Here is a 14,263-nt window from a genome sequence, read left to right on the forward strand (position 1 = left end):
ACATGCCCGCGCTAGTTACCCCCTCGCCCAGGTGTCCAGGGCGCCCCTGCGGCCTCCAGCGCTTCTTCGGCAGCCTGCACGGTCTGCACAAAAGCCTGATACCGACCGGCAAAGTCAGCAAACTGCGTCGCTGCCAGATGCAGCCCTTCACGCTGCGTCATGGTGGGAGGCTGTGTGGTGTCGAACAGGCTCCCGGCAGCCCGACCTGCGCGGCCCCGGATGGAGGGCGGCGTGAACTCGGAGTACGAACCCCGCACCCGATCACCGCTCAGTTCCTGCCTCAGGTTGAAGAGCGCGCCCTGAAGCGCGTCGACCTGCGCAAACAGCGCCGGCGTAGCAGCCGGAGCCAACTCCGCTGCGGCGCGCATATGGCGAATCCGATCGCCGAGCTGTCCCAGCTCCGCGTTTGTCATGTCGATGCGCCGCACGATGTCCCGAGCCTGCTCGTGGAGGCGGGCGGTCGTGGCGTGGTCGCCCGGGTAGACTGGGCGTAGGTCGAACTCAGCAGGCTCCCCCAATGCTCGGGCACCATCGCGCGAAAGTACGACCAACTGCGCAGCGTACCGACCCGGCGCCACGAGCGGGCCCTGGGCAGACCCGGACCAGGGCGTCACAAAGTCGGGCACCGTCAGGTTTACGGGATCGGGAGCCGGTAAACGCATGTCCCAGCTGGTGCGGTGCACGCCGGCCCGGTTGGGCAGGTCCAGCCAGCGCACGGTGCGCCCCGAGGCATCGCGGATAGCCATCAGTACTCGCGGCGAAGCCTCGGACATCTCCTCGCCGATGCGGTCCCACCCCGGGAACGGCACATCGCCCGCCTGCTGCCGGATTTCCTTCTCGGCGGCATGACGCTCCTGGCGCATGGTCTGGGGCGCCTCCGGCAGGTAATAGGTGATCAACGCACCGTGATCTGGGTTCGGTGTCGTGAAGTCGTCGTCCCCTAGTGTGGGTTTGCCGGGAGCCTGCATCGGCACGCTGGGGATGTACCAGTGCGCGTCGCGAACGGGCAGCACACCGCCCTCCGGTACGCTGCCGGCCGCGCGCAACGGCGCGTAGTCGTCCAGCACATAGAACCCGCGGCCGAACGTGGCGCCGACCACATCATCGTCCCGATCCTGGATGACCACATCTCGGAAGGCAATGGTCGGAGCGCCGGGCACTCGGTGCCAGTTCTCCCCGAAGTTGGCGCTGAAATAGAGCCCGTTCTCGCCAGCCAGGAACAGCAGGTTCTCCTGCTCCTGATCCTGCCGGATCATCCACGCGATGACCCCATCGCCCAGATCTCCACGGATTGAGCGCCAGGAGCGCCCGCGATCACCGGAGTAGAACAGGTACGGGGTGAAGTCGCCCTTCTTGTGCACATCCGCCAGCGCAAAGACGCCGTCGGCGGCGTGGGCTGACGTTTCGACGTCGTTGATGAAGGCCTGCGGATCGACGCCCGGGAGCGGAGCTGCTTCGCTCCAGTTTTCACCGCCGTCGCCGGTCACCTGAATCAGTCCATCGTCCGTGCCGACGTAAATCACGCCGGCCGCGACAGGAGATTCCGACATGCCCGTGATCGTGGAGTATTTGGACATGGCGCCGTTGTGGTAGAGCGCGTCCACGCTCCAGACCCGACCCATCATCTCGAGCTCGTAGCGATTCTGGTCGCGTGTGAGATCTCCGGAAAGGGCCGTCCAGGAGTGACCCTGGTCATCGCTCGCCCAGAGCCGCTGACTGGCCACGTACACACGATTCGAGTGTGGGCTGATGCTAATGGGAGCATCCCAGTTCCATCGCTCCGCGGGCTCGCCGGGCGCGGCCTGCGGCTGGATGTCGATGACCTCCTCGGTAATCTTGTTGTGGCGATACCAGTTGCCCTGCTGGGTCGCCATGTAGGCGATTTCGTCATTCTCGGGATCGAACGCCACGCCCTGGCCGTCCGCGCCGAGCGGCACGTACCAGTCGCGATTGCGAACGCCTTCCCGGTTCAGGGTCCGGCTCGGACCCATCAAGGTGCCGAGGTCCTGCGCGCCGCCCAGCACATCGTAGAAGGGAGCCCGGTTGTTCACCGCCACCTTGTAGAACTGGCTGATGGGCAGGTTGGGGAAGTGACGGAAGGTCTGGCCCTCGTCGAACGTCTCGTACAGACCGCCGTCGGTGCCGACCAGCATGTGGTTCGCATCGTGCGGGTCGATCCACATGGCATGGTTGTCCGAATGCTTGCCCCAGCCTGTTTCAAGCTCCTCAAACGTGTGGCCGCCGTCACGCGTCACGTGCAGCCAGACATCCATCTGGTAGACCGTGTCGGGGTCTTTCGGATTTGCCTCCAGCTCCTGGTAGTAGTGCGGGCCGGTGCCCCCCGAGGTGTAAGAGGAGCGGCGCTCGAAGGACTCGCCCTGGTCATAGGAAATATGGAATCCACGGGTCGAGCTCTCGCCTTCCAGCGTGGCAAACACCCGGTCCGGATCGGCCGGCGTGACCGCAAGGCCGATCTTGCCGATGTCGGCGGTGGGCAGCCCGGCCGTGATACGACGCCAGGTCGTGCCGCCGTCTGTGGACTTGTGAATGCCGGAGTTGGGACCACCGGCGAGCAAGGACCAGACGTGACGCCGCCGCTCGTAGGTGGCTGCGTACAGCACGTCCGGGTTTTCCGGGTGGAATTCCACATCGGTCACACCGGTATTCTCGTCGATGGTCAGCACGGCATCCCAGGTGGCGCCTCCGTCATCACTTCGATAGAGGCCACGATCGCCCCCTGCGGACCAGAGCGGGCCTTCGGCAGCCACGAAAATGCGATTCGAGTTGCGGGGATCGATGAGAATCTTGCCGATGTGCTCGGATGCTTCGAGGCCCATGTGCTCCCAGGTCTTGCCGCCGTTGCGGGAACGGTACACGCCGTCTCCCCAGGCCACATGTCGACCGGAGACGTTTTCGCCGGTGCCGACCCAGACCACGTCGGGGTTGCTTGGGTCGACGGCGACGTCTCCGATGGAGTAGCTGGGCTTGTCGTCAAAGATGGGCGTGAACGTGACGCCCGCATTGGTCGTCTTCCAGACGTTGCCCGAGCCGACCGCGATGTACCACGTGCGGGGTTTGTCCGGGTGCACGGCAATGTCTGCGATGCGGCCTCCCATCACCGCGGGGCCGATGGCGCGCAGTGAGAGCGCCTTGGAGATTTCCTCCGCCGTTTGTGCGGTCACAGGGAGGGTGAGGAGGGCGATGAGCAGGGTGAGGACGGAACGCATGGCGAGAGAGTCTGACGCGTGGAGGCTCAGAATACGCGCAGGGTCCAACCGGGTCTAGAGTCCCCGGCAAACCGGTCGATACCCCGAGGGCACACCTTGCTCTCCCATGCGAGTCCTCCGTCTCGTCGCGCTTGCGGCGGCGCTGATTGTAGCGCCTGCCAAGGCCCAGGTCCTCGACCTGGGTAGTGAGTTCGTGCTGTTCGTGGATTCCACCAACAGCGCCATTCCGGATGTGGAGCCCGCGCTCGACGTGGATCCCGACGATGCGGGCAATCCGGTCCTGCGCCTCGACTACGGGCACTGGGCCAGCGTGGCCCTGGCGTTCGACGAGGATGTCGGCGCCGATATGACCGGCATGCTCGACAAGACGCTGTTTCTCCGCATGCGGGTCGACACCACGTTTGCATCCCGCGGACCCTGCCGGGCGGACGGCGGCAATTGCCTGTCGCTGATCCTCTTCGATTCGTTCTCCCAGCTCCAGACGCGTGAGGCCATACACGACGGCACGGGCGATGCGGGCATGCGCCTCAAGTGGTTCATTCCCGATTCCCTGCGGGACGGAGCGTGGCACTCGTTGGCCATCCCCCTGCCTCCGGCAACCCTGGCCGAGCTCGAGGCCCAGCGCGCGAACCTTCCCGCGCTGGCGCAGTCCTGGTACTACACCGGGGCCTTCACTGGCACGTTCGGGATCGGGTGCTGCGGATCGAGCATGCCGACTTCGCAGGACTCCCTGTGGCGCGAATTCGACTGGAGGCGTGTGGCCCGCATCGGCGTGCATTTTGACTGGTCCGACCAGGAGGCGGGCTCGGTCTACCTGGACGACCTGTACATCGGAGATGCCCTTACGGACGTGTCGGATTGGGGCCTTGCAGTGGCCGTCGAGCCGAGCGCAGTCTCGCCCGAGGATCAGGCCGACGATCAGCCTGCATCGATCACGCTGCGTTGGAGCGGGCGCCGTGGTGCGCCGCATCAGGTTCAGATTTCCACAGATCCCACCTTCGCCTCCGTGGATCGAGACATGCAGGTTTCTGCGGACTCCCTGCGTTCGGAAAACCTCTCAGCCTACACGACCTACCACTGGCGCGTGCGCGCGTTCGGTCGCAATCAGCCCACGGCATGGAGCGCAGCCCGATCGTTCACGGTCGGCGGCATAGGGGCTCCCTCCCTCTCCGCGCCCGCGGAAGCGGCCGTGGCAGATACCCAGCCCAGCTTCAGCTGGACCGAGGTCAGCGGAGGAATCTCCTATAGACTTCAGGTAGCCACGGATGCGGCATTTACCAGCCTGGTCGTCGACGAGGCCGGCATCCCCGCGCCCCCGTCGGCGGGTTACTCACTCGATCCCGGCACCACCTACTTCTGGCGGGTGCGGGCCGAATCTGTTGCCGGTCCCGGGCAATGGTCCACGACAGGCAGTTTCTCGACACGGCAGGTCCCTCCCGGCGCGCCCTCAGGAAGGTGGCCAGTGTCCGGCACTGTGGATGTGCCCATCACTACGGAACTGCACTGGGACCCCGCCACTCGGGCCGACTCGTACGATTTCCAGCTTTCACAACACGCTTCATTCGACTCCCTGGATGCCTCCGCGTCGGTGACCACCACCAGCATGCCGCTCAGCGGCCTCGGGAAGGGCATCACCTATCACTGGCGCGTCCGGGCGGTCAACACGGGTGGGACCAGTGAGTGGGTGGCCTACTGGTTTCAGACCGAGATGGAAGCGCCGCCGGCGACACGCACGGCCTGGCCGTCGGACGGGGCCGTCGAAACGCCGCTCCGGCTCTTTCTGCGCTGGGATCCAGCCTATCAGGCGCAGACTTATCGCGTGCAGGTTTCCCAGTCGGTCACCTTTGATCAGGTGTTGGTCGACTCGTCCGGCGTTGCGTCCGATTCGCTGCGAATCGGGCCGCTCAAACCCTATCGTGTGCATTTCTGGCGTGTCATGGCGGCCAACCGGGGCGGGGAGAGTGCCTGGAGTCCCATCGCAAGTTTTCGCACGTCATCGAACGCGGAGCCGACCGCCGTGGACGATCTGGGCCAGGTGCTGGAGGACGTGCCGGCAGAGTTCGCGGTGCTCAACAATGACACCGATCCGGAGGGCGATGCGCTCTCCATCGCGTCCCTGACCAGTCCGGCGTTCGGTTCGGCGTCCATCCGGAACGATACGCGTATTCGCTACCAGCCGGCGCTGGAGTTTTCGGGCGCGGATTCGCTGCGCTACACCGTCTCGGACGGGCGCGGTGGTGAGGCGAGTGCGTGGCTGCGTATCACGGTATTGCCCGTCGATGATCCGCCCCCGGCCCCGGACATTTTGCTGCCCCAGGCCGGCTCGCATGTGTTCATCGAGGGTGACCCGAATCGCCTCCTGCGCGTCACCTGGAACGCAGTGCAGGACGTGGACAGCCCGGAGGTGCGGTACCGCTGGGAGTTCGCCGCACTGCCCGGCATGTCACCGGTACTTATTTCGCGCGATGTCGGCACCGCCACCATGATCGAGGTGCCTTTCGGCGACCTGGCAGCGGCCCTGACTGCGGGAGGGATGGCCACGGCCACCTCCGGGACCGCATTTCACCGGGTTGTCGCGACCGACGGACAGAATCTTTCGTTTGGCCTGGCAGCGGCTGTCTCTGTAACGCGGGGTCTCATGACCGATGTCGCCTCGGTGGAGTTGCCAACCGAGTTTCGCGCCGGCGTGGCGTTTCCGAACCCGTTCGGCAGGCAGGTGACCGTGCCGCTGGCCGTCCCGTCCGCTGCTCCCGTGGATATCCGAGTATCCGATGCGCTTGGTCGCGTGGTCTGGAGCGGCGAGCGCCATCTGTCTGCGGGCCATCACCAGGTCGAGGTGCCGCTGGATACCGTTCCAAGCGGTTTCTACGTCATCGACCTGATCTGGAAGAGCGGCCGGCAGGCCGTGGCTGTCATGAAGGCGCGCTGAGCCACCGCCGAGTCCGCGGTCTGACCGCGGACCCGGCGATGGGGACCGTCTTATTACTTGAGCAGGGTCATCGCTCGCGTCACCGAAGCGGACCCGGCCGTGAGGCGATACAAATAGACGCCTCCCGGCAGCCCGTCAGCCAGCCAGGTGACTTCATGGTCTCCTGCGGCAAACGGCCCGGATGCAAGCGTTGCAACCCGGCGTCCGAGCGCATCAAATACCTCCAACTCTACCGTTGCAGGGGCGGGGAGGCTCCACGCGATCAAGGTCTGCGGGTTGAATGGGTTGGGGTAGTTCTGGTCCAGTTGAAACGCCACGGGGGTGGCGGGATCGTCGACGCTCGTGGCCAGGCCCAGCCAGTTGAATCGCACGATCTCCAGTTCATAGACACCGACCGGCGTGTCAACCGACAGTGTGGCGGATGTGATTTTGCCGATGTCTTCCCGCGCGTCATAGGACTCGGTCAGCACCGGAAAAAATCCGCCGACTCCGTCTCCGCTTTCGAAATGCAACGCAGTAGGCAGTGAACGCGCCGAACCAAGCACGCGGTATTCCACCGTGCTGCGGCCGGTCGGAACCCAATCGCTGCCGTCATGCTCTTCCGTAACGATCACCTCTGCGGTCAGCGCGCCTGATGGGATGTCGTAGGTCCGATCGGTGGTCTGGCGCTCCTGGGGTTGCCAGGCCGAGCCATCGTGATAATCAAACGAGTAGTCCGGCAAACGCAGGGACAGCATCAGACCGTCCAGGTCAATCATTTCGTCCTGCACAGCCAGCCAGGCAGTCTGAAGGTCCGCGACGTTTCTGCCCGGATAGACATAGCGTTCCGTCGGAACCCAGAACCCGGGCGCCGCGGACTCCCAGGTCTCGGTGACTCCGGTGGCCGACTCCTCCAGGCGCACGCGCTCGGAATCGATCCATGAGGTGCCGTCCCAGATGCGGAAGAGCGCACCGACGGTGAGTTCGCCGCTCAGCGTGTACGTGCCCTGCTCGGCAGGTATCCAGCTACCGTCCTGAAACATGAAGTCGGTATAGGCTGTGACGAGACCTTCGCTCAGCGCGTAGTCCGTCTTGCTGAACGGCCGCCATTGCCCATCGATCATGACCCACTCTGCGTCCGAAAGAATGGCGCCGCTGGAAACCGCGAATTGTGAGCGCTGCTGAGGCTCCCAGGCTTCCGCGTCGGCATTCCAGGTGTCGAAGAAGCGCAGTGCAAGGTCTTCGCCGTCGTACAGGCTGCGGACCTGGGAGGCATTCTGCCACCCCTCGTCAACGCGTGCCTGACGCACAACGATATCGGGTCGATAGCGGACCGTGCTCATCTTGGAGGCGATGCGCTCGGCGCCTTTGAACAGCCTGTTCTCTGTTCGGCGAGACTGCCCATCTACCGGGATCGCCGTGAAGAGAAACACCAGCGCAACGACCACCGGCCGTAACAAGGTGTAATTCATGTCAGGGACACGCATCGGGTGTCCCGAATGAGAGGACCTCCCAGGGGTAGCGCGTTTTGGGCCGGAGGCGGAGCCCGCACGCAGGGTGTCACCTTCCGGCGACCATGCCCTTCTACGATGATCGCAAAATCGGATTCAGCCGTCGGCGACTATTTTTTCAGCTGGCGGGATTTGCGGAGACCCGGTATCCGTAGTTCCAGGACCCCCAGACATCCTTGATGCGCACCTTGCCGATGACCTCGTCCTCCCCGGCAAGAACCGTCTTTCGCAGCCCTTTCTTGGGCAGTTTCAGCGCCTCCAGTTCGTTTATGGTGATCTCCACATCCCGCGCCACGGCCGAGCGGTTGAAGAAGCGGTAGACAATGTCCCGCTCCTCGAATTCCACGGTCACACACCCGACGCTGTCGATGCAGTAGGGCTCGGGTACCGGCGCCCAGAGCAGCCGCGATCTGCGCCGCTTGCGCGACACCTCCTGGGGAGACGATTTCGTCAGCCGAAAGGCCATCGTTGACTCGCCCGCTCGAATCAGCGTGGTGACCGGGAGGCGCTTGGTCGACCGGTAGTTGTACAGATCCGTCATTTCGATCAGCACCCAGGCGTCCCGCTCGGACCGGTTCTCGAGCATGTAGTCGATGCGGCCGCGCCGCTGCTCGCGCTCGTAAATGCATACGCCCTGCGGCCAGCAGGACTCGTTCATGCGCTGCGCCAGCGCGTCAATCGGGAGTACAAGGACAATCAGCAAAAGGGGGAGATACTTCATGGACTCTCTGGGTTTAGTAGATCTCTCCATTGCGAAGGCCGCGCACGGAGCCGTCTCTCATGTGAAAACGTATCGGGACGGAGGCAAGGCTCAGATCCGGCTTCAGAATCTGTACCGTCAACATGACGAACTGGGGCGCATGACCCAGAATGGCGCCGGTGGAGAGGGTGCTGTCGACCGCCACATCCACCCGGTCCAGGTAGCGATAGACGGCCTGGGAGCCGTCTTCGTGTTGCACGGTCACCGAGTACACGTCGCCGGTGTCCTGGCGCGACTGGTGCGTGCCCAGCACGATGCCACCGCGTGACGCGCGCACCCGGGCTCCGTCGGGAACGTACCAGTACACGCCGTTCCGCTCGTCCGCACGTTCACTCCGACCCTTGCGCACGGGTCGTTCCGGAACGGCATGCGGGAGCAGGTAGGCCGCATCCAGGCTGTGCCGCTCCCCGATCGCTCCGTTGTACCAGCGGTAGGTGAAGCGGTAGTTGTGCGGCTCCATCGGCCGGGGGATGTAAGTCTCGACCAACAGCACCGTATCCGCCGGAGGCACCACCTTCCACAGGGGCAGCGCCTGGTCGGCATACAGGTTCTCGAACTGCGTCGGCCGAAACTGCAGGGAGATCACCTTGTCGGTCAGGTTCATGCCGTAGAACAGCACTTTGTCGTCCATCTTCCGGGCAAGCACGCAGGCTGTCTCGTCAGAGCATTGCATCTCGCCCAGATAGTCCGGCAGGGTGTAATACTTCAGCTCGTAGTTGACGTACTCATTCTGACGAAGCCGGCGCAATGTCAGCGCCTTGGTGGTCGTTCCGGGCTCGTAGACGGCCGAGTAGGGCAGGTCACGGTCAGACACGAGGTTCAGGAGCCTGGGCATCAAAATGACTCGCTGGGCCTCATCCAGGCGCGACTCGACCCAGATGGTAATCTCATCCTGCCCGTCGCGCGCGAAGACGCAGACGGTATTTTCCACGCACGAGCGCTGTGCGGAGGCAATCTGGGCGCCGGCCAGCGCCAGTATGATCATGAGGGGGGCGGTGCGCATGATCCGGGCTTTCCTTGAACAACGGAATTCCGGCCCGAAGTCCGACACCTCGGGCCGCCGGCATCCTACCCGGCCCTGCCCCGGCCGTCAATGGCAGTTTAACACTATTGTGAGGCTGCCCCGGCCTCCGCAATGCATTCGATTTCCACCAGAGCGTCCAGCGGGTTCTGCCGAACCGCAATGGCGGATCGCGCCGGCGTGTGGCCCGCAAAACGGCGTGCGTAGACGGCGTTCATCGCCTTGAAATCGCCCATGTCTTTCAGGAAAACGGTGCACTTGACCACGTTTTGAAGCGTCAGGCCCAGGCCACCGAGCACAATCTCGATGTTGTCCAAAACCCGCTCGGTTTGCTCGGCGACGTCAGCCCCCACCAGCTCCATGGTGTCCGGGTCCAGCGGGGTCTGGCCCGAAAGAAAAACGAGGCCTCCGGCTGAAATGGCGTGGCAGTAGGGTCCGATGGCGGCCGGAGCACCGTCTACGTGATGAACTGTCATTGCTGGATGAACTCGTCGGGAATGGGGTGTTCGGGGGCTCCCTGGCGCCAGATCACGGACATGATCCAGGTCCCTTCATGGTCGCGGGAGGATGTATCTGTGCACTGGGCCCTCGGGGCGTTCCATCACCTCATCGAACGTGAATCCCAGGCGTGACAGCACAGCGGCCGACGGATTGTTTCCGGGCGATGTGATGGCCAGCACGGCCTGACGGTTCGGTTGATCAAACGCATGCGCGAGGACCGCCCGACCCGCCTCGGTGACGTAGCCCTTTCCCCGAAAGGGAGGGTCGAGGGAAAAGCCCAGGTCCGGGTGTTCCAGGTAGTCCCGTTGGAGCAAGCCGCACATGCCCATCGCCCGTGCATCTTTCGCCCGCTCAATCAGCATGAGCCCGAAGCCGTGCTTGGCATAGCTCGCCACAGGGCCCAGGCGGAGATAATTTTCAGCGTCCCGGAGCGAGCGCACGCCCGAATCGCGGATGTTTTCGATGAACGAGGGCTCGTTGACGTGATCCAGGATGAACGGAGCGTCGTCCAGCGTCATGCGCCTGAGAATGAGTCGCTCCGTTTCGAGTCTGGTCAAAGCAGGATCAGGTACGTCAGTTTGGCGACCGCTACGCGGTCCGTCAGCAGGAGATTGGCGCGCGGATCGAACAACACTTCGTCGTCGCCGGCAAAATGGTAGGCCGTATTGAAGACGAAAAACAGGTCGCTGCCCGGTGTGTGAATCCAATCCACCCGAATGTTGGCCTGCAGGTCCCGCGAGAAGTTGTCGTACTGGATGAGTGCCTTGGCGAACAGATTGCGACTCGCTGCCGCGAGAATCGAACTGGAGATCACGGTGGCATCAAAGCGACCGTTGTCGATGGGCAGGTCGATGACGGAGTGCCGAATGCCCCCCTCGATAGTCAGGTATTGGGAGTGCCTGAATCCGGCGTCAGCCGTGAAGTTTGTACGGGTCCCATCGAAGAAGCCACTGGTGGACACCGACCCGCCCGCGAAGAACCGGCGGCTTTGATCGCTTCCGGCGGAGATGCTGTATTCGCCGTAGGTGTAGTCGCCCGGCAGGATCTCGGCATCCGGTCGGATAAAGAAGCTGTCTGTGAGGCGCTCGAACACACGCTCGTATTCGACCTCCACCCGGTCTCTGCGGTGGCCCTCCACGCGTCCCTGGATGCCGAACTCCGTAGTCTGCTTTTCTCCGTCCTGGCCTTCGATGTACTGGTACTCGGCTTCGAAATCGAACCGCCGAATGAAGGGCAGTGACTCGAAAGAAACCACGGGCTGGTAGTTGCCGCGCACGTAGTACTCCCGGAGGTCCCTGCGCCTGACAAAACCCAGAGCCGGGCGATAATTCTCGCCGACCGTGGTAAATCGTGCGTTGCCTCCGTACGTGTCGTTGCCCACCCGGAGTGCCACGTGGCCTGCCCAGTCCTCCTGGGAGGGGTCCGAGTCCTGCACGGTGGCAAGCCAGCCTGTCAGACTGCTGGCGCCCCAGAAGCGACGCTGGGCGTCGATGCCGAGGGCGCGGTTGAACGTGCCGTCCGCCCGTTCGAGGTTGGTTACGATACCGCCGGCGGTGGCCCGCGATCCGAGCGAGGTGCGTGCGCGGACGACGGTGTTGTTGGCCGAAGCCGAGCCGAACAGGTCGCCCATGTCCTCCCCGGTTTCGATGTTGAGCATGCCGACCGAGAAGCGTCCGATTTGTCCGGTCAGCCGGGCGCCGGTGAGGATCTGGTCGGACAGCCCGATCCGACGCGAAAAGAAGGTCTGTGTGGACCGCGGATTGCCGTGCTGGAACAGGCCGGACCGCTCCAGGAAGAACTCGCGCTTCTCGGGGAAGAAGAGACTGAACCGGCTTAGATCCAGCTGCACGTTGTCCGCCTCCACCTGCGCGAAGTCCGTGTTGACCGTCAGATCCAGCGTCAGGTCACTGCGAATGCCATACTTGAGATCCACTCCGAAGTCCCTAGTGAAATCGCTCTCTGTGGCCTCGAAGGCCAGGTCGGGGCGATTGGTCTGGGCACCCGTGATCACGTAGGGTTTGATCTCGATGTTCTTGCCCCGGCGCACATCGCGTATCCCAGTCAACGTGCCGTATTGCGACACGGCCGACAGCACACTGAAGCTGTTGCCGAACTCCAGGCCGATGGCGGGCCAGAGGCTGCGTTCATTCTTCCGGTTCACCATGCGGCTGAGCATCAGGCCGAACTCAACCTCGTCGCCTTTGGGGAAACGCAGTTGCCGGAATGGAATGGAGACTTCCATGGACCAGCCCTCGTCGTCGATGACCGTCTCGCTACGGAACACGGCGTCCCACGAAAAGCTGTCCAGGGTGAGGCCCTCGTCGGTGATGGTGGCGTCGTCCTGCGTGCCGAGCGCGTTCATCTCAAACAGGTAGGCATTGCGCCCGTCCTGATAGGTGTCCAGGGCGATATAGGCGTGGTCGTCCCGGTCATTGCGCCCACCGCGCTCAAGGTTCTTTGCGCGAATGAGTTCGGGTTCGGAGTCATAAAACTTGAACGCGAAGTAGAGATTGTCCCGGTCGTAGGCGATACGGACCTCTGAGCGCTCGGTCGCGGGGGAGCCGTCTTCCGGCCAGACCTGGATAAACTCCGTGATGGGCTCGATCTGCTGCCAGACCGCATCGCCCAGATTCCCGTCGATCCGGGGGGCTTCCTCCACGCGCACGGCCGTCCAGCGGTGGGTGGCATGGTTTTGGGCCAACGCCGGGGCGGCGGTCAGTACGGCGAGGAAGACCAGGAGGGCAGGGCGCATAATGCTCAGGGTTGCACGCGAACGATTTTTGGGGTGACGGCTGGGAAGTTGCCGTAGGAAAGCCACAGGGCGGACTTGCCACCCGCCCGCCTGAGGCAGGTCGCACGAAGGGTCGCAATGCGCATGGGTGTCTGCGGATGTTCCGCAGCAGACGAGGCTGCCCGGGACCGGGTTGCACGCTCTCCTGGGCAGTCCTGCGTCCCGGAGGTGCCGTACGTCGCCGCTCCGATGCGGTTTGTTTAGCTGCGACTGGGGAAAACGCCCGTGGTAGCGATAATGAAGTTGATCGCCAGATACGGCTGAAGGTTGTCCACAGGCTGAGAGCCTCCCGTTGGGGTCACCTGGACGGCGTCGGAAGCCATCTGGACGTCGGCGCTGCGGCCGTAGGCCCCCGGGTCGCTCGCCCAGACCGCGCTCTCCGGAGAAGCGGTGTCTCCGGGGGTGCTGGCGCCTGCTACGGTGACCGCATGCGTGTGACTGGGCAGGTTCGCGCCGGACAGCGTGGTCGTGGCTGCGCCTCCGCGCTGTCCAGTCTGAAAGTTCGGCAGACCGGGTCCGAGTCCGCTCCCGAGGGGAACGCGGCCGCGGAGGTCCGGGAGGGCGAAGGTCGTGCGGCCATCGCCACCGTAGAAAGTCCCCAGCAGAGAGAAGAGTGCCGAATGCTGCGAAATCGAAAGCAGTTGGCCGTTGCACAGCGCCCACCCACGCGGCGCAAAGTTACCGGCAAACATGCTGATCTCCCCGAGGTAGGGCTCAACAGGTCGAGACCGGAATTCAGGAACGTCGGAAGCCTTGGCAGCGCCCGTGATCAGGCCTCCACCAAAGACGGAGGCAACGAAGCGGCGGAAGAAAGAACGGCGGGTATCGGCGAAGGAAGCGGACATGGCAAACACCACTGGTTGAGACAATGCCAAGGTATACATGGCGCATGGCATGGCCATGACCGTTATTCCCCGGAGCACAAAGCCCATCCCGTGGACCACTGCCCGAACTGGACCGTTTTGTGACGGTGCTGCGATCCGTGCTGGATCACGGGCTCCCAACCTGAATCCCATGAAACGACTGCTCTTCCTCGCCATGGCCGGCTTGTTGGTACTGCCCGTGCGAGGCCAGTCCGCCGAAGAGGACCTGGCCACCATTCGCAACTACGTCAAGGTCTCCGACGAGCTCGCAACGTCCGGACAGATCGCCTATGACCAGATCGCCTCCCTGGCCGAGCTCGGCTACGATGTGGTAGTCAACCTGGCCACGGCCTCCGAGAGTGCCAATGCGCTTGAGGGCTATATGGTGGTCGAGGCGGGCATGACCTATGTACACATCCCCGTGTCCTGGGGCGAGCCGTCCATGCGCGACCTGGAGATGTTCTTCGATGTCATGGAGATGAACGAGGATCGCAAGGTGTTCGTGCATTGCTTTGCCAACATGCGTGCGTCGGCATTCACCTATCTGTACCGCACGCTGGTGCAGGGTGTCTCGGAGGAGGAGGCGAAGAAGGCCATGGATCCGGTGTGGGATCCGATGGAGCTGGAGCAGTGGGCCGATCTGATCGAGCGCGCCCAGGCCGAACACAAGACGGACTGAGC

10 protein-coding genes are annotated in these 14,263 nt (G+C 63.7%); 2 read left to right on the forward strand and 8 right to left on the reverse strand.

Features of this window, described 5'->3' with window-relative positions:
• Positions 1-11: 11 nt before the first annotated feature.
• The gene (locus tag JJ896_06535; protein ID MBO6779292.1) at positions 12-3,227 is read right to left on the reverse strand and encodes a hypothetical protein; all 3,216 of its coding nucleotides are present in this window, start codon (positions 3,225-3,227) and stop codon (positions 12-14) included.
• 106 nt (positions 3,228-3,333) lie between these two features.
• Here JJ896_06535 and JJ896_06540 point away from each other — a divergent pair, with 106 nt between their 5' ends.
• The gene (locus JJ896_06540) at positions 3,334-6,156 is read left to right on the forward strand and encodes a cadherin-like domain-containing protein (GenBank protein MBO6779293.1); all 2,823 of its coding nucleotides are present in this window, start codon (positions 3,334-3,336) and stop codon (positions 6,154-6,156) included.
• A gap of 53 nt (positions 6,157-6,209) precedes the next feature.
• Here JJ896_06540 and JJ896_06545 read toward each other — a convergent pair whose 3' ends face one another.
• From JJ896_06545 to JJ896_06575, 7 genes are all read right to left on the reverse strand, one after another.
• Entirely contained in the window at positions 6,210-7,607 is a 1,398-nt protein-coding gene (locus JJ896_06545; GenBank protein MBO6779294.1) for a T9SS type A sorting domain-containing protein, read from the reverse strand.
• A 157-nt stretch (positions 7,608-7,764) separates the two neighbouring features.
• The gene (locus JJ896_06550) at positions 7,765-8,367 is read right to left on the reverse strand and encodes a hypothetical protein (protein ID MBO6779295.1); all 603 of its coding nucleotides are present in this window, start codon (positions 8,365-8,367) and stop codon (positions 7,765-7,767) included.
• Positions 8,368-8,380: 13 nt separating this feature from the next.
• Positions 8,381-9,409: a M23 family metallopeptidase gene (locus JJ896_06555; GenBank protein ID MBO6779296.1), complete on the reverse strand. Its 1,029-nt coding sequence runs from the start codon at positions 9,407-9,409 to the stop codon at positions 8,381-8,383.
• A 104-nt stretch (positions 9,410-9,513) separates the two neighbouring features.
• Positions 9,514-9,903: a RidA family protein gene (locus tag JJ896_06560; GenBank protein MBO6779297.1), complete on the reverse strand. Its 390-nt coding sequence runs from the start codon at positions 9,901-9,903 to the stop codon at positions 9,514-9,516.
• Positions 9,904-9,978: 75 nt separating this feature from the next.
• The gene (locus tag JJ896_06565) at positions 9,979-10,485 is read right to left on the reverse strand and encodes a GNAT family N-acetyltransferase (GenBank protein MBO6779298.1); all 507 of its coding nucleotides are present in this window, start codon (positions 10,483-10,485) and stop codon (positions 9,979-9,981) included.
• Positions 10,482-12,680, reverse strand: a complete 2,199-nt coding sequence (locus JJ896_06570) for a carbohydrate binding family 9 domain-containing protein (GenBank protein ID MBO6779299.1) — start codon at positions 12,678-12,680, stop codon at positions 10,482-10,484. The genes JJ896_06565 and JJ896_06570 overlap by 4 nt, the downstream gene beginning before the upstream one ends.
• A gap of 239 nt (positions 12,681-12,919) precedes the next feature.
• Complete coding sequence (locus JJ896_06575) at positions 12,920-13,564, reverse strand: phage tail protein (GenBank protein ID MBO6779300.1); 645 nt, start codon at positions 13,562-13,564, stop codon at positions 12,920-12,922.
• A gap of 169 nt (positions 13,565-13,733) precedes the next feature.
• Here JJ896_06575 and JJ896_06580 point away from each other — a divergent pair, with 169 nt between their 5' ends.
• A complete protein-coding gene (locus tag JJ896_06580; GenBank protein ID MBO6779301.1) occupies positions 13,734-14,261 on the forward strand; it encodes a protein tyrosine phosphatase family protein in 528 nt (175 codons plus the stop codon).
• Positions 14,262-14,263: the final 2 nt, after the last annotated feature.

The sequence above is a fragment of the Rhodothermales bacterium genome (assembly GCA_017643395.1).
Classification (GTDB): Bacteria; Bacteroidota; Rhodothermia; order Rhodothermales; family UBA10348; genus JABDJZ01.